Origin of the sequence: Streptomyces sp. NPDC005963 (genome assembly GCF_040638655.1) — a bacterium.
GTDB lineage: Bacteria > Actinomycetota > Actinomycetes > Streptomycetales > Streptomycetaceae > Streptomyces.
On sequence record NZ_JBEXVD010000024.1, the window covers coordinates 26,241 to 50,682 of the forward strand.

A 24,442-nucleotide genomic window follows, 5' to 3' on the forward strand; every position below is an offset into this window, starting at 1 on the left:
TGTTGCACGGCGGCGAGCCATCCGGCCACTAGGAAGCGCGGTAGCCCTGGGCGGGATTACGCAGGGCGCCGCAGATGCCGTCCAGCGCCTGCCCGAATACTGGTGCCCAGCCGAGGGCTCGCAGTCGGCTCGCGTCGAGCGCCGCGTCCATCGCCAGGAATCCGGCCAGCGGGCCGTGGGTCTCCAGCGCCTCGGACAGGCTCCACGACTTCACGGGTACCCGGGCGGCATCACCGATCGCGGCCGCCAGTGACGCCATGTCGACCGGGACCGGCTCGGCGATGTGGAACACCCCGTGGGCGGGGGTTTCGAGGAGCACGGCGTAGCCGGTCGCGAGGTCGTTCACCTGGACGGTGGACCAGCGGTTGTCGCCCGGGGTGGTGTAGCGCGCCACACCGTCGGCGGTGGCCTGGTGGACCAGTCGGGCGACCGGTCCGCCGCCGTCGCCGTACACCATCGGAGGGCGGACGACGACGCCACGCACCCTCGGGGCTTCCAGCACCCGAGCCTCGGCCGAGGCCAGCCAGGCGAGCGGGCCGGTGGGCTCGGCAGTGTCGTCCTCGGTGACCGGGGTCCGCGACGAGCGGGCGCGCGGCGCACCGGTCGTGGTGATGAAGACGCCGTCCTTCATCGCACCGAGCATGGCGGTCACCGCCGCCGCATCGACGGCGGGCCGGTCCGCCGTGTCGACGGCGGCGGTGTGGACCACCGCGTCACCGTCGGCCGCCCGGTCCGCCAGTACGGCGAGGTCGGTGAGACTGCCCCGGACCGGCTCACCGCCGTTCGCCCGTACCCTGGCTTCAGCCGCGTCGCTCCTCGCCAGTCCGCGCACCCGGTGTCCGCGGGCGACGAGAGTACGGGTCAGCGCCGAGCCGATGTATCCGCTCGCGCCGGTCATAAAGATGTCCACGGCGGTCTCCCTGTTCGTTGGGGGTTGTCAAGAGTTCCCGGCATGCTCCGGAGCCGGTCGGGCTTCGAGGTCTCCCGACCTCGGGCTGCTCGGGGGTTGATTTGATCGTAGGAAGCGGCAGGAGGGGCGGACATGCGCCGAAGTCCAGGGGTTATACGCGATCGTTCACGGCCGGATGCCCTCGCTACGCTGCTCAGCCGGATACGGGTCGGCACCGGCCGATTCGGGCGCATCGAGCTCGGCGCGCCGTGGGGGGTGCGGATGGGACCCCGGGACACCGTGACACTCCATCATCCGCTCGACGGCGAGATGTGGCTGGAGGCCGACGGACCGATGGTCCGGATCGGGCCCGGGGACCTGGTGATCCTGCCGCACGGTGTCCCGCACTCGCTCAAGTGGCGCCCGGACGCTCGGGTCATGGCGGAGGAGCACTGGCAAAGTCCGCCGTCGGAAGACGGGTTGTCGGTGCGGCGCCGCTTCGGGGGCGACGGGGCGCGCACGGTGGTGCTGTGTGCCGAACTCACACTGACCGGTGCGGCCCGCGGTCTTCTGATGCGGGCCCTGCCGCCGGTGATCCATTTCCAGCCGGACGCGGGCGGCGACCCCGTGCCGGGGCTGCGCCGGATTCTCGACGGTCTTCGCGAGGAGGTCCGCGACGGGCGGTCCGCCTCGCCTCTGCTCGCGGCACGGTTGGTCGAGGTGTTGCTGCTCCAGGGGATCAGGGCCGAGCTGGAGCGGCCAGCCGCGGCCGGTACATGGCGGGCCGCGCTCGGCGATGATCGCGTGGGCCGGGCGCTCGACGCGTTGTACGGGGCGCCCGGGCATCCGTGGAGTGTTGCGGAACTGGCCCGGGTGGCGGGTATGAGCCGGGCGGCGTTCGCGCCGCTGTTCCGGGAACTGGTGGGCGAGAGCCCGATCGCCCATCTCACCGGGTGGCGCATGGCACTCGCGAAGACGGCGCTGTCCGAGCAGCCCGATCTTCCCATCGGCAGGATCGCCGCATCAGTCGGGTACGGCAGCGAATTTGCGTTCAGCGCGGCATTCCGGCGGGTGGTGGGGATGCCACCCGGCCGATACCGCGCCACCGTGGAGGCCACGGGCACCCCCTGAAATCCCTTGCGATGAGCGGGAAGGGGGATCGTGTCGGCGCAAGCGGACAGGTCCCATTTCGCGGTAGGCGGCGGTTTCCCGGCCCGCTGTTTGCCGACGGCCTGTGGCGGCGCGGGGCCGGTTACGGGCCCACTGCTTGTCTCCCCCTCGGTAGAGGAGTTCGGTACCCCGCTTGCCGACCGAGTCCACCGGCCTGAGCCGAGGCGGAGCCGAGTACGCCGTCTCATGGGGAATTGACCGTCTCATGACCGCCGCCCCCGTCGCAGGGGGCGGAGCGTTCAATCTCAGCCGCTGGACTTCACCGCGTCCGGCCTGGCGCGGGGCAGTCCGCGCCGGCCGAGCACACGCAGACGGGCGATGACGACCGCAAAGGCCCGGGGCATCCACCGAACACGTCCCGGGCTCGCCCGCGGGGTGCGATGCGCGCACTGCTTGGGCTGATTGCTAGGGGCAGGTGGCCAGGAGGATGGAGATGACGGTGCAGGTGGCGCTGTCGGTGTCGTTGGCTGCGTTCGGGTCCGTCGGGGAGGATGCGGTGCGCGTCCCGGTGACGGTGATGTCGCCCAGGGAGAGCAGGTGCAGGGGTACGCGGAAGGACTTCGCGGCGCTGGCTCCGCTGGCGATGGCGCCGTAGGTGCAGGTCACGGTTCCCGTGCTGGTGGTGCAGCCGGCCGGCAGGCTGCTGGCGCCCGTTCCGGGTGGCAGGGCGGCGGTGACGGTGGCGGAGGTGACCGCGCCGGGGCCGGTGTTGTTCGCGGTGAGGGTGTAGGTGAGGTAGGGGACCAGGATGGCCAGGCGCGGCTGTGCGGTCACGGCGACGGCGAGGTCAGCGGAGGGCGGCGGCCCGTTCGCAGTGGGCTCGCCGCCGCTGTCGCCGAAGAGCTGGTAGCGCAGGACGAAGGAACCGGCCGGGGTCCCGGGGTTGACTCTGAGGGTGAGGGTTCCGCTGAACGCGCCACCCGCAGCCAGGTTGCCCACCGGCACTCCCTGGCCGACGCCGAAGACGCTGGTGCAGGGGGCTGTGTTCCCCGTGCACGAGTCGATGGTCGTGAACGACGGGAGCGGGCCGAGGGTGTCGGAGCTGCCGTAGAAGATCTCACGGGCGTTGGTGCGGGCGAAGTCGGCGGTGCCGTTGAAGCCGATCGTGAAGGTGTCACCGGCGGCAACGGTGGAGGAAACGGTGACGTGGGAAACGGCGTGCGCGGCTTGGGGAACGGCCAGTCCCACCCCGGCGGCCAAGGCCAGTACCGCCAGCCCTGACAGCACGCGGCGGCGCATGCGGCGCAGCGGGCCCGATCCGGCGGCCGGTGCGGATCCAGGGGTGCGGGTCCGGGCCCCGCGATGCCATCTCGCAGGTACGGGTAACAGGGTGGTGTTCGAGGACATGTTGGTTCCCCCTCACTCGGTTACGCACCACCACAGGCGGAACCCGGCGGACCCCGACAGCCGACGGTGGCATAGTCGCGCCAGCGCAAGCACGGCATGCCTGCAGGATTCACCGCGCTCCCGGAGCACTACCGCGCATCGCTCACCACCACGGCAGGAGTCCGGCACTCGGCAGCCCCTCCAGACTGACAGCGGATCGACAGCCCTCGAACAGAAAATTCGCAACTGATCCGATGAGGCCACTAAACGACCATATGGCATCTATGTCTGGCAGAATCCGCCCGGCCTTGACGTCCGTGGTGTCGGCGAACACGAACGCGAGCGGGGGTGTGCCGATCAGGCGGGTCGTCACGGCGGGAGGGCTCCCGCGGTCCCGGGAGCGGGTTCCGGACGTTCTTGCGGAGTTTGGGGGAAGTACACGGCTTCGTGCGGACAGAAAACCGGAGCGCGCATCGCGGAGTTCCGGGCCCCGGTGGGTACATGGCGCGCGTCCGGGCGGTCGGCCGTTCGGGCCGGTGGAACCAAGTCCGGAGGTGGTGCGCAGGCGTGCCCGACAGCGGTGGGATCCGGGGAACGCCCAAGTCCCCGGGAAGGCCGGGCTCCCCCGCCGCAGGGGAGGTATGCGCCATTCCGCCTCTGTCCGACGGCAAGGGGCTTTCTGTTCGATTTTCGGTGAACGTGAGGTGTGGTCTGCTGTGCCCGGCTCGGCATAACCGTTTCTTTACCCGTTGGCCGGCGGGCGGTCGATTCCCCCGCGCCGGTGACAACTGCCCTTCCCCGCCCGGCGTTCGTCTCACCCGACAGCCCGCCCAACCCCCGCTCCTGGTGGTGCGGGGGCGGTGTTCGAGAACGGATGGTCCATGGCTGACCGCAGTTCTGTGGAGATCTCCGGCAACTACGCCGGCTTCCGTGTCGTGATCATCCGCAGTGAACGGCGGCTGGCCGACTGTTGGGTGACCGGTCGCCGGCCGTGCAACGGGGAACGCGAGGACGGGCGGCCGGGCGAGGCTTGCAAGCCGCAGCGGTGCGCGGTACCGCCGCTCTCAGGCACGACAGTTGCTCTTGTTCACGGGTACGGCGTTCCGCCGGGCCTGACGGGCGGGGGCCGACCGTCCGGATGTCGGGCGCTCTCCCGTCCCTCGCCGGAGCATTCCGTACGCGCTCACGGGTGGCGTCCGTGCGACGTCGCCACGACTGGACACGACCACTGACCGGCAGAAAGTCCCAGGCGGCGGACGCGGTGTCCGCGTCCGGGGTGCTGCACACCGACAGGGCGCTGCGGGCCCTGTGGCGCTCCCAGTTCCGGGCGCGGACGAACCCGTCCCCCGGGTTTCGCATCCTCTGAAAGGAGTACGGGTCATGGCATTCATGCGGTACAAGACGACGGGCTACAACTGGGTACAGGCGTACCCGGCGGGCGGCGAGTGGCGACTGCTGTTCGCGCGCGGCTCGGACGGTGTTCTGCTCGGTGAGCAGCGCCTGGTCGCTCATGACCGGCTCAACGTCATCGTGCCGAAGCTGAACAGTCTCACCGCGCTGTACGCGAGCGACTGCGCGCTGATGCTGTCCCGCCCCGGCGAGACGCTGCAGAGTCTGTTCTTCTGGGGCGACACCTGCACCAGGTACGACTGGGAGCAGGGGCGGGCCCTGAGCGAGGGGCCGTGGACCGGGCTGGCGAACTGGGGCACCGCGCTCCCGGCTGGCTACCGCTCGCAGATCGACGCCCTGTTCCCGGCGCCGGACGCGGCGGGCGGCATACGTCAGACGTACTTCTTCAAGGGGGCGCGGGTCCTCACCCTCAACTGGTCCACCGGCGTGGTGCGGGAGGCTCTGATCACCGAGGGTCCGGATGCGTCGGGCTGCGCGGGCTGGGCACAGTTACCCGAGGATTTCCGGTCCGGCCTGGAGCATGTGGTGGCGTACAAGCCCGCGTCCGACGGGACCCGGCAGAGCCTGCTGATCAAGGGCACTCAGGGTGTTCTGCTGAACTGGAAGACCGGAATCCTGGCCTCCGGCGGTCTGGACCGGCTCGGTGTGCCGGGCCTGGCCGCGCTCCCCGAGTCCCACCGCACGCCCTACCGTCCGGCGACCGGCCGGTGGACCGGCACCAGCGGCTATCAGCGGATCGAAGTGCGTGTCGATCTGGAGGGCGAGCGGGCGCTGGGCATGGTCAGCGGTGACCTGTTCACCGGCGACACCTGGACCGACTCATTCCGCAGCACCTCCGAGTTGTTCGTCTCGGCGAGCGCCAGCAGCTTCACCCTCACCCAGTCCAACCTGTCCTGGGCGAACAACTCCCCTCGAACATTCCTCTATCTCACCATCCCGAGGTTCGCTGTGAACGGCGGCACGGGCAACGGAGTCGTCATTCTGGAAGCGCCAGGCGGCGGTCAAACACTGAACACGGCCGTCTACTACGCGGGCTCGGCGCTGCGGTCGGTGGAACTGGAGACCGACGCCCTGGCGGGCACCGCCGCCTTCCAGAGCTACGACACCTCCCGGGGCACCGTGGCGCGCGGCTATCGCAACCGGGTGCTGACCGTGTCCTCCGCCTTCGCCGAGGCCGGTGTCGAGCTGAGGAACGCGGGCCAGGTCAACACGGTGGCCAACACCTCCGGTGCCGATCTCCAGTGGTCCATCGCCGAGTTGCACGCCGCCATGACCGCCAACTTCAGCCTGCACCGGGACACGGATCAGTGGAAGATCTGGACCTTCGTCGCCAGCCGCAGCTCCGACGCCTACGACGCGGCCGGGCTCATGTTCGACGCCACGGGCAGCCACCGTCAGGGCATGGCCATCTTCCATGACAACCTGCGGGACAGCGGCTCGATCGGTGACGCCTTCGAGCTGTTCACCTACGTCCACGAGCTGGGGCATGTGTTCAATCTGCTTCACTCCTTCCAGAAACACCTGAGCACACCACCGGCACCGCTGGGCCCGAACAACGGCTTCGGCGACCTCTCCTGGATGAACTACCCGGGCAATTACGCCAACAGCGACCGCGCGGGCGCCCGGCACTTCTGGCAGGACTTCCCCTACGCCTTCACCGACGACGAACTGCGCCATCTGCGTCACGCCTTCCATCGCCACATCGTTCCCGGCGGCAGCGACTTCGGCGGCAACTCCGCGCTCATCAACCCCGCCCCATCCCCGCAGGGGCTGGTCCTGCCCGGTGCCGCCGAGGACCCCGGTCTCGCCCTCTCGCTCGGCGGAAAGCAGTTCTTCGGGTACGGCGAACCCGTCATGGCCGAACTGAAGCTCTCGCGCACCGGGATACGTGGGGATGTGTCCGTGGCCGCGGCGATCGGCCCGAGGGGTGAGCGCACCACGATCGTGATCACCGACCCCTACGGCCGCACCCGGGCCTTCCGTCCCATCGCCCGCGCCTGCACGGGACACGGCCCCCAGGAGCGGACCGTCACCCTCACCGAAGCCAACCCCGCCGTCTACGAGACCGCCTATCTCGGCTACGGCAGTGACGGCCTCTACTTCGCTGAACCCGGCACCTACAAGGTCACCGCCGTCCACACCGGCCTCGACGGCGCCCGCACCGTCTCCCCCACCCGCACCCTCCGGATCCGCACCCCGCTCGACCGCGCGGACCAGGAGGTCGGCGAACTCCTCACCGGCGACGACCAGGGCATCCTCCTCGCCTTCCTCGGCTCCGACGCACCCCACCTCACCACCGGCAACGACGCCCTCCAGGAAGTGATCGAGCGCCACGGCGACCACCCGCTCACCGCCTACGCCCGCCTGGCCCGGGGCGCGAACGCCGGCCGCCACTTCCAGACCATCGGCGACGGCCGTCTCCAGGTCCGCCAGCCGGACATCACCGAGTCCGTCACCCAGCTCACCGAAGCCATCAACACCTCCAGCACCGACCAGGACACCGGCCTCGACAACCTCACCCTCAACGCAGCCTTCCGCCGCCTCGCCACCATCCACGCCAAAGCCGGCGACCTCGAACGCGCCGAGAACACCCTCGCCAACCTCACCGCCCACTTCCACGACCAAGGCGTACCCGCCCACGTACAACAGCACATCCAGGAACAGGCCGACACCACCCGCGCCCAGATCCACGAAACCGCCGGGGAACAGCCCGAATCCTGAGCAACCTGTTCCCCGGCACCGTGATACGACGGCCCCCGGTTGACTGGAAAAGAGGTCCGGATCTCCGCCTCCGGGCCGGGCTGTCCGTCCGGCCCGGAGGCGGAAGGTCTCCCCCGGCCGACGGGCCCGACCGGACGCGACGGTCGGGTCCGCCGTGCTCACCGCGGCTCCGGCAGCGCGCCCAGGGGGCACCGCTCCTCGCCGTGGCCGACGGCCAGCCGACCGAAACACACCCGGGACACCCGACCACCCTGTGGTACACACCGAAACCGGGAGTGGTGCGCACCGATGCACACGGTGCAGTCCACCGCACCGTGCTCGGCCACGAGCGAGCCGGCTCGACAGTCCTTGTCTAGGTGAGGCCAAGGAGCGCGATGACACCGAACATAAGGGCAAATGAACCGAGGCACCACAACACCCACTGCTGCGGAGTGCACCAATCACGGGCGATCAACACCGTGAGGAAGACCCCGAGCGCAGGGCCCATCATGGCCAGGATCGCGACTTCGCCGCCGGCTATACCGTTCTGAGCAAGCATGATCCCCCGCAGGTCCACACACGTCGAACTGCCCACTGGGCGGGGCCACTTATTGACGATAGCGGGCCTTCGCCCGTACCGGTGGCCTGGACACCTGATGCGCGAACCGGCAAGCCCGGGACTTCAGCAGCCCGGTCCGGGGGCACTGCCCTGGCACGGAACCCCGCTCTCTCGAAGCCTGCGACGTGAGTGGTCCGCAACACTGGCCACCGTCGTCAGTGAACAGATCCCCTGGTGTGGCCCCGCCCGAACCCGCGCCCTATCCCCTCAGTGGCCCCTCGTGCCGGCGGCGGCGATTAGCATGGGCCGCCGCGGGGGCGTCAAGTCCCCTGCAAAAAAGGCCACTTGAAAGCACGGGATCGGTGGAAGCGTCTTCGCGCTCGCCCCACCCGGATCTGAACAACCAGAGAAATCGGTAGAGATGAAGTCAAGAATCCCCGTCATCGGCGCCATCGCGGCGGCAGTCACGTTGCTGGCAACCGCCAACCCCGCAGTAGCCGTCGGGCGGCCTCTGGAGGGCACCGGCTGGAAGCTTCTCCCGCAGCACCGGGTCACCAGCATCGAGCCCGGCACTGTCTTTACCGTCACGTTCACGTCAACGGCGCTCAAGACCAAGTACACGCCTTACCTCACTCGGTCCATCACGCAGCTCAAGGCCGAAGGCGTGAACATATCCATCGGTGGCGTCACCAACGTCGACCCCGCAGTGTGCCCTCCCACGAAGGGGACGATCCAGTTCGCCGAGGTCTACCGGCCTCTGAACGGGCAGCCTGGCATGTCCCGCGCCCTGCCCTGCTGGACCGGCGACGACGCGGCATGGGGCGGACACGTCCAGATCAACTCCGAGTACTGGACCGGATGGAATCTGCCTACGTACATGCTGAACAACGTCTTCCCCCACGAGATGCTGCACGTCATCGGCCTGGACCATCCCAACAAGGATCTCAACGGCGACGGCACCGTGGCGCCGGGCGAGTGTGTGGCGACGTCGGACGGCAACAAGCCCGTCATGTGCAGCCCGAACGGCGGTTACACCACAACCACCAACCAGGGCAAATTGGTCGGCTTCGATGCCGCGGGCGTGAGGCAGCTCCTCGCGAACGGCACGATTGCATCCACCTCCGCAAAGCGTGAGAGCGGCCATACGCATGGGAAGATGGGTTCGCCGATCGGCTGAGTCGACAATCGACTGAACAGGGTGTCGCCACTCTCGTACCCCGGTGGCGGCCCCCTGCTCCCCCTCCTGAACAGGGGCGCACCCGGCGTCACTGCCACGAACGAGGTCATGCCCGAGGTCCGCTCTGCGTCCACCGCAACACCCGCCAGAGCAAGGCCACGCTGTACTACTTCCTCCGCTCGAAGCCGGCTCGCTGCATCTCCTGGAGTGCTGCGGCGGCCTCGAACAGCGAACCCTGCCGCGTCGCTTCCACCTGAACGCGGTCCGCGCACCTGAAACTGGCCGAGCGGTACGGCCGATGCCGGCGACAACCGTACGGTCGGGAAGCTGAAGCACGCCTATGGAGCCCACCAGTTCCAACAGCAGACCCGACGGCTATCGGCGCAATCCTCACGCTCGCCCATACCGCAAATGACCTAGGCCACTTCACGGCCGTGGTGCTTGTTCAGCTCGACGCTCGAACTGAGCACCACCTCACCTTCGGCCGGCCGACACCCGGCACGCGTCGTCGGGGTGAGACCACCGGCTGCTCCCGCGTCCAAACGCATCCTTCGCGGATGTCGCGGTGGCCATGGACGCGGACGGGGGGCCGTAGCGCTCGTAGTAGTCCTGGAGCAGTCCGGACTCCTCCAGCACGGTATCCGCCCAGGCCGGGTCCAGACCGGCCGGAGCGGGGTCGGTGGCGACCGCGCACGCGCCGGTGAGCATCCCGGCGTAGACGAGGTCGGAGTGGAGGTTGCTGATGCTGTCCGTCTCGTGGAAGTTGACGGGACGACCCCCGGCCAGGACGGTGACGTCAACGCCTTGCGGGAGGGTGTGTGTGCGAGAGGGAAGGGCGAGCGCCGGGGGCGCAGTCGAGTCCCTGACGGCGAGCGCTTCGAGGGCGGGAAGGTCGAACTCGATGTCACGGCTGCTGGCGCTCACCAGACGTGTGTGGCGTCGGAGCGCCTCGAACTCCCGCCTCGACATGCTGGTGCGGCCAGTGACACCGAAAACGATCAGGGGCTCATGCTCGCTCAGGAGGGCGCACAGGTCGCGTGCGGTGACGTACCCGTTCTCGTGGGCGTCGACGAGGCGGAGGATGTCGGAGTCGTGGACCGCGACCCGCATACGGCGCCGGGTCAGCAGGGCCGCGATCTGGGCTCCGACGTTGCCGTAGCCGATCACCAGCGCGGGCTGCCCCTCGGTCTTCACCTCGGGCAGCAATTCCAGGGCCCTGGTCACCGCCTTCTCGGCGATCCAGTACGACTCGATGCGGCCCTTGAGCCGGGACTGGGCCACTGAGAAGACAGGGAAGGGGAGTTCGGTCTCCCGGCCCTGAAGCCGGTGGATTCCGGACATCGTCTGCTCCACGACACCTGCCCAGTCGCCCGCCCCGGCGGGCCCGGGGGTCCGGGCTCCGTCCAGTAGTGCCGGCGCGACGTATCCCCCATCGTCCAGGGCAAGACACATCAAGCCCCCACTTCGCGCTCGGGCCGTGTGATCCGCGACCGCACCGGCGTCGGTGCAGTCCGCAACGTGCACTCCCTGTTCCAGAAGGTGTCCGTGGACACGGTGACGCCACCGGTAGGCATAGTCCTTGCGCAGGATCGTCATCGAGTCCAGCGGAGCACCCAACTCGGCCAGACACCGCACCAGGCCGACCAGGTCGGTCAGGAAGTGACCGGTCACCAACACAGCGAATCCCGCCAGCGGCTTGCGATGACGCAGCCGCTCGACGGTGGCACCCATCAGCGGTAGCTCATGCGCCAACCGCTCCACCTCGGCGGGGGAAAGGGCCTGGCGGTGCCACATCTCGGCCCACTCCTCCAAAGACGCCGCGGACGGTGGCTCGCCCTCCCCGGACAGACGCAGGTGCAGACGCAGCAGGGACGTCTGGCCGGTGTCGCGGCGCATCTCGGTGGAGACGAACATCCCCGCGCGCAGCCCCGCCCCAAGGTCGGCGGTGAGTTCGCCGCCGGCATCGGCGAGCACGGTGTCGGAGCCGACGGCGTCGCACAGCCGCTGAGCCGCTTGGCGCAGGAGATGCGGGCCGTCCGCGGGCACGGCGACCACGTCGACCGCCGTCGCGGCGAAGATGACCAGGCCATTCACGGAGCACGGAAAGGGGTGGCCTGGACGTCGGGTGATCATGGTGCTGAATTCTCGATCCGTTCGGCATATGAATGATGGCCCGTTATACCCGGCACGCGGACAGTCGCGCAAAAACGGGACACCGATAAGATTATGCGACGATAAACTTTCACGTGCCCGTGTTCCGTCTCGGCCTTGACTCGACCGGCTGGCCCCCTTGACGAGATGCCATGGGCCTAGCCCGCCGCGGCGATTGGGCAGAAATAGAATCCGAACACCCGGCGAATGTGCGGGAATCTCCTTTCCTTGAGAAAATCGGCGACGGTGACGCGCCGACCATCCGGATTTCGGCGAAATTCGTAGCGAACCGGAGATCGCGTTTCCGGCGTTCGCCGTCGGCGATCAGACACACGACCACAGGAGGACACCGTGCTCACGGCACACCACTGGATCGACACCCTCCGCCTGGAACCCCATGTGGAGGGCGGGTACTTCCGCCGGATCTTCCAGGCGGACCACCGCCCCCGCATCCCCGCACCCAGCGGTGACCGCTACACCATGACCTCCATCCACTACCTCCTCACCCACTGGTCGCCGATCGGGAACTGGCACCTGAACCGGTCCGACATCATCCACTTCCACCATCACGGCGAACCCCTCACCTACCACCTCCTCCACCCCGACGGCAGTCACAGCGCCACCGTCCTCGGCCAGGACCCCCGACAGGGCCACACCCTCGCCCTCGCCGTGCCCGGGGGTGTCTGGAAAGCCGCTCATCTCACCACTGGGGACCATGCCCTCATCAGCGAGGCGGTAGCACCCGGATTCGACTACGCCGACTTGACCCTCGGCCACTCCGAGGAACTAGCGACCCTCTTCCCCACCCACGCCGAACTCGTCCACCGCTACAGCCGCCCGGCCTGATCACCCCCGACCGGCCGCCTCCCGCCGGCCCCATGTCTCCCCGCGTGCAGCAGGAGCCGGACCCGCCGCGGGAGCCGCCGGTGGGCTCGGTGACGACATCGACCGTGCTCATGGTCTCGGCGAAGCCCACGGTCCGCCTGGCGATCCGGACAACAACCGCTCCCTCACCCGACCGTCACACGGTGCCGTCGGGTAGTGGACTGGGCCGAAGCCGACGGCGTAGAGATCGTTTACACACAGCCCCTCCGCCCGCCTTCGTTGCCGACGGCAAGCAAGCAGGGCCGTTCCCGTTGTGCCGACGTCACCACATGATGCCGGGCTATCCCCCCGTTTACCCTGATCAGGGAGGGACACGGGCGCAAGGCCCGGTCCACGCGCAAGACGTGGCATCTCGCTTCGACACAAGCGGAAATGGGGGCGAAGGACTTGGGCGGAACCTCGAACGCGGGTCCCTCCAGCGTGTACCAGCGGAACGCGGCACCGAGCACCCTGAGGCCCCGCACGGCCATGCTGATGTCGCTGGTGCTCGCGCTGCTGCTGGGCGCGCTGTCAGCGCTGGTGATGTTTCCTGCGGCCCACCATCTCCGTTCCTTCCAGGACGGCGAACGGGTCTCCGCAACGCTGCACAGGGACGGCTCATGCATGGTCGGCCGCTGCCAGGTCACCTTCGAGGTCGATGGACAGACCGTGGTAGCGGCTCTGCCTGTGGGAAGCGGCGGTGGCAAGAGATCTGTCGGCGACCGGATGATCGTCCGGTACCAGGCCGACGACCCGCATGCAGCCGTCCGTGAGGACGATGTGGGGGGCGGCGGGGCCACCGTGCTGGCGGTGATGTCGGGTGGGGCAGCCCTGTTCTTCCTGGCGATTTCAGTCGTAGGAATGGTCTACGTACGGCGGCAACGGCACCAGGGTCCTTGACATCACCGGCTGACATCAACCTGATGGCCTTGGTGGAACTCGTGCCGGTCAGCGCTTCGCCCGTCCCGGATCGCGAGGATGGCGAACCCGAGGAGAACCGGCTCGACGAAGTCGCTCCATGAGGAACTGTCGTTGGTCATCCAGGAATCCGTCCGCGAAGAGCGAGCGGGGGGAGAAGCCGGCACCGAGGCGGCCGCGCTGATCGTCCCGAGCCTGCAGTTCGGGCGCCGGCTGCTCACACCCCGTCGTGCAACCCATGCGGACAGGGGCGGGCGCCATCGACACCGTTGGGTGCAGCGACCCGTCCCCGCGTACCCGACTCGGTGATTGTGCGCTTGGGGCCGTTCCGCGGATCCCGGTAGGTAGCCTCGTGCGCCCGGTCAAGGTGCGGCACATCATCGGGGTGGAGCGGTTCCGGGCGGCCCCGCCCCCGTGCCCTGAACCGAACGGCACATCGTGCGCCCCAAAGGATCACTCGTCCGGCCGTACCAAGTCGGAATACTCGACGGTCGAGCAGCGGTTGGGCCCGACATGGCAGACACTCCCTTTGATCCGCACGCGCTGCTCGCGGACAGCAGACTCGGCGTACTCGCGACGATCAAGTCCGACGGCCGCCCCCAGCTTTCCCCCGTCATGCCCTCCTACGACCGGAACGCCGGGGTAATTCGGATCTCGACGACCGCGGGCACCGCCAAGGCCGCGAACCTGCGCAGGGACCCGCGCGCAGCCCTGGAGGTGACCAGTCGGGACGGCAGGTCATGGGCCACCGCGGAAGGTACGGTCGTGCTGGTCGGCCCCGGCACCGATCCGGACGGCCCCGAGGTCCAGGCACTCGTGGACTACTACCGGTCCGCGGCGGGCGAACACCCGGACTGGGATGAGTACCGGTCCGTCATGGTGTCCGAACGGCGCGTGCTGGTGACTTTGACCGTCGAGAAGGTGTACGGCGCCGACCTGCACTGACGTGCTGCCGCGCCGTACTTCGGCCGGCCTTTGGACAGGTGGCCACCGGTCGTCGGCGGGCGGGTCCGCAAGGACGCCTCGCAGGAGACCGGTGGCCCGGGCAGACCTCGATGGGTGCCCGTCGGAATCGCGCAGATGGCAGCGCAGTTCGACCTTGCGGTTGATCTCGGCCAGTAGACAGCCGTGCCCTCCCGGGCTCGGCGGCCGAGTTGGGGGCGGCGCAAAAGCAGAACCCGAACCATCCACGACCGGCCGGCCCCTCCGCACCGCCGCGAACTCATCGATCGGCCGGCCGTCAGCGGCGCGGAATGCCGGCGATCATCCCGCCGTCTACCACGAATTCAGCACCGGTCGTGAACGACGAGGCGTCACTCGCCAGGAACACGATCGTGTCCGCGATTTCCGAAGCCCTGCCGGGCCGTCCCAGCGGGATGTCGAGGTGCTCGGGATCGATTCTCGCCGTCATCCGGGTACGCACATAACCCGGATGCACGGAGTTGACCCGAATCCCAAAAGGCCCGAGCTCGACCGCCAGCGACTGTGACATGCCTCGAACACCGAACTTGGCCGCCGTGTACGCGTGTGTGGCCGGGCTGCCCCGAAGGCCGTCGACCGAGGACATATTGATGATCGAGCCTCCGCCCTGCTCCTTCATCCTCGGGACGACCGCTCTGCACCCGAAGAACACCCCTGTGAGATTCACGGCGATCACCGCGTTCCACTTGGCGGTGGTGAATTTCTCGATGGGCGCCGCGTTCGCGATGCCCGCGTTGTTCACCAGCACGTCCAGGGCCCCGAACGCGTCCACCGCCTTCCGGATCGCGCCCGCCCAGGCCCTCTCTTCGGCTACGTCCAAGTGGAGGAAGAGAGCACCCTCACCGAGCGCGGCAGCCAGTTCGAGCCCCTGCTTGTCCGCGACATCGGCGATCACGACGCGCGCCCCCGCCTCGTGCAGCGCCCGCACGGCAGCCGCACCGATACCGCGCGCCCCGCCCGTGACGAGCGCAACCCGTCCGCCGAGGTCGAATCCGCCTGTGCCCTGCAAAGGTGTCACCTTCTCGCTCCCCCATTCGGTTCCTCGCCGTCAGCGTAAGTGCCGCCGGGAGGGTCCGGTGGCGGAAGTTCCTTCGGCCGCCCGCCGAGGTGCTGTTACGGCTCCTTCGCCCCCGCACCTTCGACTGGTTCGAGTTCCTGCCGGACGGTCCCGGACATGGCGGCTCAGCGGGATCGGGCCGCTTCCGTCGTACGGGTCAGGTCCTGGGGTTCGGTGCCGGAGCGGGTTTCGGTCGGGGGTCCGGCACGACTCCCTGGGGCCCGCTCCACATACCTGCACAACGTCGCCGTTCACCGTCGCGGGACAGATCGCTTTGTCTGCGTATCCGCAGGTCAGACCCACTCCCACCAGGGTCCATCCCGACCAGCAGCCGCGCCGCAGCCCACGCCGACCACCCGCTCCCCCAGCGACACGTGCGCCATGCGGCGCAGAACCGCACCGCGGTATGGGATCCCGTGATGACATGTCGCCCGTTGAAAGAACCCCTTGCGGGAATACCCCCGGGGGGTATGCTGTTCTCACTGGTGTAGCGAGCACCAAAGACGCCAGAAGAGCAGCACACGGCACGCAGCGCAAAGGTGGACACGATGAAGAACGACTCCGGCCACGACATGAGCAGCCACGGCGAAGCCCGTCCCGGTGGCCTGTCGGTCTCCGAGAGCGGGTACACCCTCGAATTCGACTCGACGATCCTCTCCACCGGTGTGCAGACGATCACTTTTCGGGTGACGGGTCCCGACGGACAGCCGGTGACCGAGTTCACGCCCGAGCACGAGAAGACCATGCACATGATCGCTGTACGCCGCGACACCGCCGGGTTCCAGCACGTGCACCCGGTGATGGACGAGCAGGGCACCTGGAGCGTGGAGCTGACCTTGGAACCCGGCTCCTGGCGGTTCTTCGCCGACATCCACCCAACCGGACACAGCGGGACCCTCACGCTGGGAATCGACGCCTCGGTCGCCGGACCGTATGACCCGCAGCCGCTTCCCGAGGACACCCGCACCGCTCACGTGGACAAGTACACCGTCACCCTCGGCGGCGAGCTCGTACCCGGCGAGGCGAGCAGCCTGACGCTCACCGTCAGCCAGGACGGACGCCCCGTCACCGACCTACAGCCCTACCTGGCTGCATATGGACACCTGGTGGCACTACGGGTCGGCGACCTGGGCTACCTCCACGTCCACCCGGAGGGTGCGCCCGGAGACGGCATCACCGAGGCGGGGCCCGAGATCACCTTCATGGCGGTCGCGCCCTCGGGCGGCACCTACCGCCTCTACCTGGACTTCCAGCACAACGACGTCGTCCGAACGGCAGAGTTCACGGTACTGACCACCCCGGGCGCCGCATCGGACACGGCGTCTTCGGCCGCACCCGCTCCTCAGAGTCACCACGGCCAGCACAAGCACCACTGACCGTATGGACTCTACCGACCGGCTGCCGCGACATACGGCGCGGCCCAGGGGCGCTCGTCTCACCGAGCGCCCCGCCGCCCGGGCACACTCCACACCGGAAGGGCCGTCATGCCCCGTCTGACCCGACTCACGCCCGACACCGCGGTCGGCGCCTCGCGCGACCTCCTCACCGAACTCGTCTCCCGGCACGGTCAACTCGGTGACATGGTGTCCACGATGGCGCACTCACCCGCCGTTCTGGGCGGCTACCTCCAACTCAGCCGCGCCATGGGACGAGCCAAGCTGAACCGTGCGACCAGTGAACGGATCTCGATCGCCCTCCAGGTCCTGCAAGGCTGCAAGCTGTGTCTCGACGCGCATGTCAATGCTGCCCGCGCCATGGGGGTGGACGAGGACGAGATCGAGCGAGCCCGTACGGGTACCTCGGCTGATCCCGCGATCGGGGCGATCATCGCCCTCGCCCTCCAGGTCTACCGCGAGCCGACGTCGATCACCGACGAGCAGGTCATCGCATTGCGCGAGCACGGCTACAGCGACCGCGCGATAGCCGACGTCGTCGGCATCGTCGCACTCAACATCCTCACCGGGGCCTTCAACCTGCTCGCCGGCCTCACACCGGAGAGCGGCACCGATGCCTAGGGGCGCCCCCGCCTCCCTTTGCGGGGCACGGCCTCCAGCCCGAGGCCGTGCCCCGCCGCATGGACATGGAAGGAACACGCCGTGCGACTGTTCGCCATCCGCGACTACCGCCATCTGTTCGGCGCACAGATCATCGCCCTGTTCGGTACCGGGCTGACAACAGTGGCCCTCGGACTGCTCGCCTACGACCTTGCCGGCCCCAGCGCAGGTATGGTCCTCGGCACCGCACTGACCGTCAAAATGGTTATGTACGTGGCCATAGCTCCCCTTGTCGCCGCGTACGTCGACCGCTTCCCCCGAAGAACCTTCCTGGTCCTGCTCGATGTGGTGCGTGCCGCAGTGGTTCTGGCACTACCGCTCGTCACCGAGATCTGGCACATCTACGTCCTGATCGGCCTTCTCCAAGCAGCTTCCGCGGCATTCACACCGACGTTCCAGGCCGTCATCCCGGACATCGTCACGAACCAGTCCGACTACACGCGCGCCCTGTCCGCCTCCCAGGTCGCCTCCACCATGGAGAGCCTGCTCAGCCCCGTACTGGCAGCGGTTGCCCTGGCTTTCATGAGCTTCAACTGGCTGTTCCTGGGCACCTCCGCCGGATTCCTCCTCTCCGCCCTGTTGGTCCTGTGGACGCGCATTCCCAACGCCCGCCCCAGCGCCCACACCAGGGCGTGGGACAAAGTGGCAGCAGGGATCAGAACCTTCGTCAGGACACCGCGGCTGCGCGGGGTCATGGCGCTCAACCTCGTGGTCGCGGCGGCAGGGTCGATCGTCGTCGTCAACACCGTCAACTATGTCCGTGACGAGCTCGACGGCTCCCAGTCGGAGGTCGCCTGGATGCTCGCCGCATCCGGCAGCGGAACCCTCCTGGCCGCCCTCGCGCTCCCCCGCGTACTCGACCGGGTCAAGGCCCGCACCGTCATGGTGACCGGTGCCGGAGTCCTCGTCGGCGGCACGATCGCAGCACTGGTTCTCCTTACGGCCGGACTGACCACCTGGGCCGGTACGGCGATCGTCTGGACCGTCATCGGCATCGGCATGGCCCTGGTCATCACACCGACCGGCAACGTCCTGCGCGCCTCCGTCGAACCGAATGCCATCCCCGAGGCATTCGCGGCCCAGTTCTCCCTGTCACACCTGGCCTGGCTGATCACCTATCCCATCGCAGGATGGCTCGGTACCAACGCCGGGTACGTCGTCACCTGGTCCGTCCTCGCGACCCTCGCCGGGGCCGGGGCCATCGGAGCACTCCTCCTCTGGCCACGCCACGACGGACAACGAGCCGAGACCGGAACCGTGACACCCAACCGACCCGCACCGTGGACGGACAGATCAAACCTGTCCAAGGCCGCATAGAACCATCCGACGCCACCCACACGAGCAGTTGCACGAATGGCCCGAGCCAGCCGGGAAACCGACCCATCGAGCCAGAGCTTCACGGAGCTGCCCCAAACGCCCGCCAGCCGAGCCGGTGCATCCCTAGCCCGAACCAGTGTGAGCTCGGGATGCACCTCTCTCATCCGCTTCAGCGCAAGCGGCTCCGGCGCCGCGACCGACTTGAGCTCCGGCCGTGCCCCGGGTCCATCACTCGGCGCGTGGCGACCGGTTCAGAGGACGCCAGGCCGAAGGCCAGGCAACATCCCGGCCGACCGGACCGGTGACCCCCAGACTGGCCCGCGCGCACTCGACGTACCGCTTCTGTGCCACTCTGAACTCCGCGTACGCCTGGTCCCAACCCTGTTCGGCCTCTGTGGGTACTCCCCGCGCAAGGTGCTCCAGCCGCCACAGACAGTGGTTCAGCGTCTTAGACGCGGTGTTCGTCTCGGTGTCTCCCAGCAACTCGCAGGTCTCGCCGAGTGCGGAACGGCGGGTCTCGGCCACGCCGAGCTCGGCGAGCACCTCCGGGGTGGGATCCAACGGCGAGGGACCGGTCACCAGTCCACGGCCCGCGGCGATGCCCTGGTAGCGGCCCGCGAGCTCCTTGACGGCGTGGATGTACTCCCCGTAGGCATCGAGGCGCCGCTCGTCCCAGCGGACGGATTGCTCACGCCGCCATCTCGACCGCTCGTTCAAACTGCTCACGAGGAATGACGCGGCAGCGCCCAGCGCAACACCCACCAGCGGCAGTATCTGTCCCGACAGACTCACACAGGCCCCCATCACGTAGTCGAACGATTCCCTCGATTCTCTCCCCTGTCGGTCTCCAACTCCGCCGCTCAGACGCTCGCCTGCACCGCCTACGGGGAGCATCCGCTCTGTGGCAGATACCGGTACCGCAGTCCGGCAGCAGGGCGTCGCCGTGCTCGTGGCGTCGACCCACCGGACTGTCGGAGTTGCCGATTCCGGAGTCGTGGGACACAGCGTGCCGCACTGCGTTGTGTTGGGAGCCTACGCAACTGAGACGGCGTCATCTCATATGGGTTGGACGCCTACCCCGAAGACCCACACCCCGAAATCCTCGGCCGATCAGCACAACGCACCGGCATCCGGATGCTTCTCACACCACTGCCCCGAAACCAAAGAAGTCGCAGGTGGATGACGGTGGCTGCGGCGGTCCGGGATCGTCGTGGGGGCAGGGGCACATCCCGTCACCAGAGCCCGGGATGTACTGATCGGAGAATGGCGGGAATTCGGCGGTGATGAGTGTGCCCGCCGGGCGAGACTTACCCGGGGCCGGAGACCCGGGGCATCAGCCCAGGCATCCGGCAGCGGCGGCGACCCCGCGCGCACTGCACGAGCTGCACCACGAGAACGGCAACACCGATAGCACCGGTCCGTTCCACTGCTCCGAAGACGCAAGCAGGTCTGTTTCACTCCCGCCCCCTCCCTCCGATAGCCGCTCACGCGTGTCGGTAGGTCACGAGAGGAGTACGCCTCAGTGCCGCTCGGCCACCGATGTCCTGCTCCCTCGCCCGCTCCCTTGGTGTCCGCAGTGTGGACCTGCCCTGGAGCGCACTCCGTCGAGCGGTGAATTCGTCGTTGTGATCGTCCTTCCCGGAGCCGCCCTCTTGGCTGCTCCTCTCTCTTGCGATCTCTCAGGAAGGTATCTCCGTGTTCATCAGGAAACTGTCTCTCTTCAGTGCTGTTGTGGCCGCCCTTGCATCCTTGGGCGTGGTGGCCGCTACCGGGACCGCTGCCGCCACCGTCTCCGGTGACGGGGGCAATCGGATCGGGGTCCTCACCGGTGGCGGTGATGCCTATGTGAAGGAAGGCGGACTCAGCGCCGGCTGGATCCACGAGCTCGCCGGCGTCAGACAGGTGGCTCTGTCAGGTGATCGGATCGGGGTCCTCACCAACAGCGGCGACGCCTATGTGAAGGAGGGTGGCCTCAGCGCCGGCTGGGTCCACGAGCTCGCCGGCGTCAAGCAGATCGCGCTGTCCGGCAACCGCATCGGGGTCCTCACCAACAGCGGCAACGCCTATGTGAAGGAAGGCGGACTCAGCGCCGGCTGGGTACAGCAGGAGGCCGGAGTCAAGGAGCTGGAGCTGTCGGGCAATCGGATCGGCATCGTCAAGCAGTCCGGAGAAGCCCTGGTCAAGGAGGGCGGTTTAAGCGCCGGCTGGGTCAGTGAACTCAACAACGTCATCGGACTCGATCTCTCGGGCCTTCGCATCGGAGTGCTCACGGCCGGTGGTGATGCCTATGTGAAGGAAGGCGGACTCAGCGCCGGCTGGATCCATGAACTCGCGAATGTGAAGCAGTTGGAGCTGTCGGGGAACCGCATCGGGGTCGTCACCGGCGGTGGTGATGCCTATGTGAAGGAGGGTGGCCTCAGCGCCGGCTGGGTCCACGAGCTCGCGGGCGTCACGCAGATCGCGCTGTCCGGCAACCGCATCGGAGTGCTCACCGGTGGCGGTGACGCCTATGTGAAGGAAGGCGGACTCAGCGCCGGCTGGATCCACGAGCTGGGCGGAGTGACGGAGCTCGCCCTCTCCTGACCCCAAGGGACAGCGGAACGGAGCGGAGGGGTCGTGATCTCGTCGGGGCCACGACCCCTCCTACGTTCGGGCCTCGCTCGCAGGTCCCGTCCCGACCCGCACACTCGCGCCACGACCGGCCGGTGCGGGCCGCTTCTACTCGGCGGAGCCCCGGGGGTCCAGGCGTACGGGGAGGGATGTCAGGTGCCAGTTGACGGGGTTACTGCCGCGTTGCAGCTGTTCCTGGTCGACGGCGAGCCGCAGGTCCGGGACGCGGGCGAGCAACTCGGTCAGCGCGACGGCGGTCTCCTCCTGCGCGAGATGCGCACCAAGGCACCGGTGGACGCCGTGCCCGAAGCCGAGGTGGGGTTCGCGGCTGTGGCGGGGGCGAGTGACGTCGAGACGGTCGGGATCGGTGAAGGCTGCGGGGTCGCGGTTGGCAGCGGACACGATCGGAAGGACGGCTTCCCCAGTGCGTACCGGGGTACTGCCGACGGTGGTGTCGCAGGTGGCGTAGCGGGGCAGCGCGCGTACGACGGGTCCGCAGTAGCGCATGAGTTCGTCGACGGCGTGCGGCATGAGGGTGGGGTCTTCGCGCAGCAGGGCGAGTTGGTCGGGGTGGGCGAGGAGCGCTTCGGTGCTGTTGGCGATGAGGTTGACCGTGGTGATGTGCCCGGCCACGACCAGGTTGACGATGAGGGCGACGAGTTCGTCGGTGCTGAGTCGGTCACGGTGGTGGGGTGCGAGGAGTTCGGAGATGAGGTCGTCGCCGGGGCGGGTGGCATGCAGTTCGACGAGGGCGTGGGCGTCTTTGACCATTCCGGCGAGGGCGTCGCCGAGTTCGTCACCGCAGACGCCGGCGGTCAGCGTGGCGCTCCGCGCCCGCCAACGCTCGCGGTCGGCTTCGGGAACGGCGATGAGCTCGCAGATGACGGTGATGGGCAGCGGCCGGGCGAAGTGCTCGATCAGGTCGACGACGCCGTCCTCGGCGTGGTCCGGCAGACGGTCGAGCAGTTGGGTGGCGACGGCTCTGATCCTGGGACGCAGGGCGGCCACGCGGCGCGGGGAGAACGCGGCAGTGACGAGGCCGCGCAGACGGCGGTGGTCGGGGCCGTCCGAGTCGAAGATTCCGGCGCGCAGGTACTTCTCGTGCTCCGCGTACATGCCGCGGGCCTGCCAGGTCTGTTCGGTGCGGTGGGCGACCGGATCGCCGGGGACGGTGGTGGCGTCGATGGTGAAGTGGGGGTCGCTCATGATCGTGCGGATCTCGTCGTGTCGGGTGGCCACCCACATGGGGTCCACACCCGGGACACGGCCCCGCACCATCTGCTCGTGCTCACCGGCGTGCGCGTAGGCGGAGAACGGATCACGGATCAACTCTTGGTCCGCCAGGTCCAACGGTTCGCTTTCGGCCTGGGTGGTGCCCGGTTCCTGAACAGTCATGATCGGAACACTCCAAACAGGTGGCTGCCTCGATGACGGCAGCATCGCAGCGGCTCCTGCCCCACCGCCGACCGCCCGGGCCAATCCACCTAAACGAGGGTATGTGCCGCAAGCGTCGCCACCGCTGGTCGAGAGCCGGACACGGGCTCGGCATCGAGCGCTTGCACGACCGTGGGCTGATGATCTTCCAGGCGGCCAGAAACGTATGGGGCAGGAGGTCGCTGGTTGGTCCGGAACGAGCCCTAGTCGGTAGCGCCGGCAGGCGTGACCGAGCGCAAGTACCGCGGTGCACGCCAGGCGTCCAGCCGCCGTTCCACCGCCGCTCCCAGTGACAGCAGTTCGGCATCCTGGCGGTCACCGGCCATCAGGAGCAGGCCGACCGGCAGTTCGCCGACGAACCCGGCGGGCACGGACAACGAGGGGTAGCCGGCAACTGCGGCCGGGGTGGAGGAGGGGATCACATCGTTGTCGCCCCGCGCGCAGTCGGTGGTCCAGGCAGGCGGGTTCGCCGGGGCCGCGATGGCGTCCAGGTCGTGGGCGGCCATGGTCTCGTCGATGGACCGCCGGGACAGGTCTTTCAGCTCGGCGCGCATGGCGCGGTAGCCCGGATCCGTGGTCGGTGGTGCGGCCAGGGCCAGTTCGAACAGTTCCTGGCCGGCGAAGCAGGTGTGTTCGGCCGGGTGCGTGCGGTTGAACTCGATCAGCCCGGCGAGGTCGCGAGGGCCCGTGCGCGAGGACAGATAGCTGTCGATGTCCCTGCGGAACTCGCTCAGGAGTGCCGGGAACTCCAGTTCGGCGAGCCTGCTCTGGTAGGGCGGTGTCACCTCGACGATCCGGGCCCCGGCAGCACGCAGTCGTGCCGCGGTCCGGGTCATCAGGGTGTCCACGTCGGCGCCGAGCGAGGGGAGCCGCCACAGGCCGATCCGCTTGCCGCTCAGCCCACCGGGGCGCGTGATCGCCTCCGTACGGCCGAAGGCACTCTCGGCTCCCGCGGCGTGATGACCGCTGAGCACCGCGAGGGTGATCGCCGCGTCGGTGACGTTGCGTGCCATCGGGCCAGCCGTGTCCTGCTCGGCGGAGATCGGGACGACTCCGGACTGGCTGACCAGGCCGAGGCTGGGCTTGTGGCCGACGACCCCGTTCATCCCGGCCGGACACACGATGGAGCCGTCCGTCTCGGTGCCGATCGCCACCTGCGCCAACGATGCGGCGAGCGCCGCGGCCGAACCGGAGGACGATCCACACGGATTGCGGTCCAGGACGTACGGGTTGTGTGTCTGCCCGCCCACCGCTGACCAGCCGGACGTCGGCTTCGCCGCGCGGAAGTTCGCCCATTCGGACATGTTGGCCTTGCCGAGGATCACCGCGCCCGCCGCCCGCAGAGTCTCAACCAGTTTCGCGTCCGTGTCCGGAGGGCTTCCGGCCAGCGCCAGCGACCCGGCCGTCGTCGGCATGTCGAAGGTGTTCACATTGTCCTTCAGGAGGACGGGGATGCCGTCGAGCGGGCCGCGGACCGATCCGAGACGATGCCTCGCATCGCTGGCCGCGGCCTGGCTCAGGGCAGTCGGGCTGATGTGCAGCACCGCGTTGATCTTCGGGTCGATGGCATCGATCCGCTGAAGGTACGCCCGGGTCAGATCCGACGAGGTCAGGGACCCGCGCTTCATGCGCGCCTGTAATTCGGGGATGGTCACCGTGTCCAGGTCCACTCCGCGCAGGAGTGCCGATCCGGCGGGGGATGCGGAAGCACGGGCACTCGGTTCGGCGGCCATCGCACGCTGCCCCGGTACGCCTGTCGCCAGCAGGGGCGCCAAGGCCAGGGCCGCGGTCAGTGCGGCAAAGCTTCTCTTGTTCATGGGAAGAG

20 protein-coding genes are annotated in these 24,442 nt (G+C 68.5%); 11 read left to right on the forward strand and 9 right to left on the reverse strand.

Going from position 1 to position 24,442, the window contains the following annotated elements:
* Positions 1–28: 28 nt before the first annotated feature.
* The gene (locus ABZ348_RS26565; protein ID WP_358937134.1) at positions 29–910 is read right to left on the reverse strand and encodes an NAD-dependent epimerase/dehydratase family protein; all 882 of its coding nucleotides are present in this window, start codon (positions 908–910) and stop codon (positions 29–31) included.
* A 132-nt stretch (positions 911–1,042) separates the two neighbouring features.
* On the opposite strand from ABZ348_RS26565, the gene ABZ348_RS26570 reads away from it, so the two are divergent.
* Positions 1,043–2,020: an AraC family transcriptional regulator gene (locus tag ABZ348_RS26570; protein WP_358937136.1), complete on the forward strand. Its 978-nt coding sequence runs from the start codon at positions 1,043–1,045 to the stop codon at positions 2,018–2,020.
* Positions 2,021–2,464: 444 nt separating this feature from the next.
* Here the strand turns inward: ABZ348_RS26570 and ABZ348_RS26575 are convergent, their stop codons facing one another.
* Positions 2,465–3,298 (reverse strand): hypothetical protein, encoded by an 834-nt coding sequence (locus tag ABZ348_RS26575; RefSeq protein WP_358937138.1) that lies wholly within the window; start codon positions 3,296–3,298, stop codon positions 2,465–2,467.
* Positions 3,299–4,583: 1,285 nt separating this feature from the next.
* Between ABZ348_RS26575 and ABZ348_RS26580 the strand changes: the two genes are divergently transcribed.
* Both ABZ348_RS26580 and ABZ348_RS26585 read left to right on the forward strand, forming a co-directional pair.
* Positions 4,584–4,751: a hypothetical protein gene (locus ABZ348_RS26580; protein WP_358937140.1), complete on the forward strand. Its 168-nt coding sequence runs from the start codon at positions 4,584–4,586 to the stop codon at positions 4,749–4,751.
* A 14-nt stretch (positions 4,752–4,765) separates the two neighbouring features.
* Positions 4,766–7,516, forward strand: coding sequence for a hypothetical protein (locus ABZ348_RS26585; protein WP_358937142.1), 2,751 nt, complete (start codon positions 4,766–4,768; stop codon positions 7,514–7,516).
* 352 nt (positions 7,517–7,868) lie between these two features.
* Here the strand turns inward: ABZ348_RS26585 and ABZ348_RS26590 are convergent, their stop codons facing one another.
* The gene (locus ABZ348_RS26590) at positions 7,869–8,054 is read right to left on the reverse strand and encodes a hypothetical protein (RefSeq protein WP_358937144.1); all 186 of its coding nucleotides are present in this window, start codon (positions 8,052–8,054) and stop codon (positions 7,869–7,871) included.
* Positions 8,055–8,475: 421 nt separating this feature from the next.
* Here ABZ348_RS26590 and ABZ348_RS26595 point away from each other — a divergent pair, with 421 nt between their 5' ends.
* On the forward strand, positions 8,476–9,231 hold the full coding sequence (locus ABZ348_RS26595; protein WP_358937146.1) for a hypothetical protein: 756 nt from the start codon (positions 8,476–8,478) through the stop codon (positions 9,229–9,231).
* A 474-nt stretch (positions 9,232–9,705) separates the two neighbouring features.
* Here ABZ348_RS26595 and ABZ348_RS26600 read toward each other — a convergent pair whose 3' ends face one another.
* Positions 9,706–11,364, reverse strand: coding sequence for a hypothetical protein (locus ABZ348_RS26600; protein WP_358937148.1), 1,659 nt, complete (start codon positions 11,362–11,364; stop codon positions 9,706–9,708).
* 369 nt (positions 11,365–11,733) lie between these two features.
* On the opposite strand from ABZ348_RS26600, the gene ABZ348_RS26605 reads away from it, so the two are divergent.
* Positions 11,734–12,228 (forward strand): cupin domain-containing protein, encoded by a 495-nt coding sequence (locus ABZ348_RS26605; protein WP_358937150.1) that lies wholly within the window; start codon positions 11,734–11,736, stop codon positions 12,226–12,228.
* A 411-nt stretch (positions 12,229–12,639) separates the two neighbouring features.
* Positions 12,640–13,146, forward strand: coding sequence for a hypothetical protein (locus ABZ348_RS26610; protein ID WP_358937152.1), 507 nt, complete (start codon positions 12,640–12,642; stop codon positions 13,144–13,146).
* 2 nt (positions 13,147–13,148) lie between these two features.
* Here ABZ348_RS26610 and ABZ348_RS26615 read toward each other — a convergent pair whose 3' ends face one another.
* Positions 13,149–13,286 carry a hypothetical protein gene (locus ABZ348_RS26615; protein ID WP_358937154.1) on the reverse strand — a complete coding sequence of 46 codons (138 nt, stop codon included), beginning with the start codon at positions 13,284–13,286 and terminating at the stop codon, positions 13,149–13,151.
* A 391-nt stretch (positions 13,287–13,677) separates the two neighbouring features.
* Between ABZ348_RS26615 and ABZ348_RS26620 the strand changes: the two genes are divergently transcribed.
* The gene (locus ABZ348_RS26620; protein ID WP_358937155.1) at positions 13,678–14,109 is read left to right on the forward strand and encodes a PPOX class F420-dependent oxidoreductase; all 432 of its coding nucleotides are present in this window, start codon (positions 13,678–13,680) and stop codon (positions 14,107–14,109) included.
* A gap of 295 nt (positions 14,110–14,404) precedes the next feature.
* Here the strand turns inward: ABZ348_RS26620 and ABZ348_RS26625 are convergent, their stop codons facing one another.
* Positions 14,405–15,154: a glucose 1-dehydrogenase gene (locus tag ABZ348_RS26625; RefSeq protein ID WP_358937275.1), complete on the reverse strand. Its 750-nt coding sequence runs from the start codon at positions 15,152–15,154 to the stop codon at positions 14,405–14,407.
* Between the two features lie 596 nt (positions 15,155–15,750).
* Between ABZ348_RS26625 and ABZ348_RS26630 the strand changes: the two genes are divergently transcribed.
* From ABZ348_RS26630 to ABZ348_RS26640, 3 genes are all read left to right on the forward strand, one after another.
* Positions 15,751–16,578 (forward strand): hypothetical protein, encoded by an 828-nt coding sequence (locus tag ABZ348_RS26630; protein ID WP_358937157.1) that lies wholly within the window; start codon positions 15,751–15,753, stop codon positions 16,576–16,578.
* 108 nt (positions 16,579–16,686) lie between these two features.
* A complete protein-coding gene (locus tag ABZ348_RS26635; RefSeq protein ID WP_358937159.1) occupies positions 16,687–17,217 on the forward strand; it encodes a carboxymuconolactone decarboxylase family protein in 531 nt (176 codons plus the stop codon).
* 81 nt (positions 17,218–17,298) lie between these two features.
* Entirely contained in the window at positions 17,299–18,573 is a 1,275-nt protein-coding gene (locus ABZ348_RS26640) for an MFS transporter (protein ID WP_358937161.1), read from the forward strand.
* A gap of 228 nt (positions 18,574–18,801) precedes the next feature.
* Here the strand turns inward: ABZ348_RS26640 and ABZ348_RS26645 are convergent, their stop codons facing one another.
* Positions 18,802–19,365, reverse strand: coding sequence for a hypothetical protein (locus ABZ348_RS26645; protein ID WP_358937163.1), 564 nt, complete (start codon positions 19,363–19,365; stop codon positions 18,802–18,804).
* A 939-nt stretch (positions 19,366–20,304) separates the two neighbouring features.
* Here ABZ348_RS26645 and ABZ348_RS26650 point away from each other — a divergent pair.
* The gene (locus ABZ348_RS26650; protein WP_358937165.1) at positions 20,305–21,156 is read left to right on the forward strand and encodes a peptidase S1; all 852 of its coding nucleotides are present in this window, start codon (positions 20,305–20,307) and stop codon (positions 21,154–21,156) included.
* Between the two features lie 135 nt (positions 21,157–21,291).
* Here the strand turns inward: ABZ348_RS26650 and ABZ348_RS26655 are convergent, their stop codons facing one another.
* Positions 21,292–22,578 (reverse strand): cytochrome P450, encoded by a 1,287-nt coding sequence (locus tag ABZ348_RS26655; RefSeq protein ID WP_358937167.1) that lies wholly within the window; start codon positions 22,576–22,578, stop codon positions 21,292–21,294.
* A gap of 242 nt (positions 22,579–22,820) precedes the next feature.
* A complete protein-coding gene (locus ABZ348_RS26660) occupies positions 22,821–24,434 on the reverse strand; it encodes an amidase family protein (RefSeq protein ID WP_358937169.1) in 1,614 nt (537 codons plus the stop codon).
* Positions 24,435–24,442: the final 8 nt, after the last annotated feature.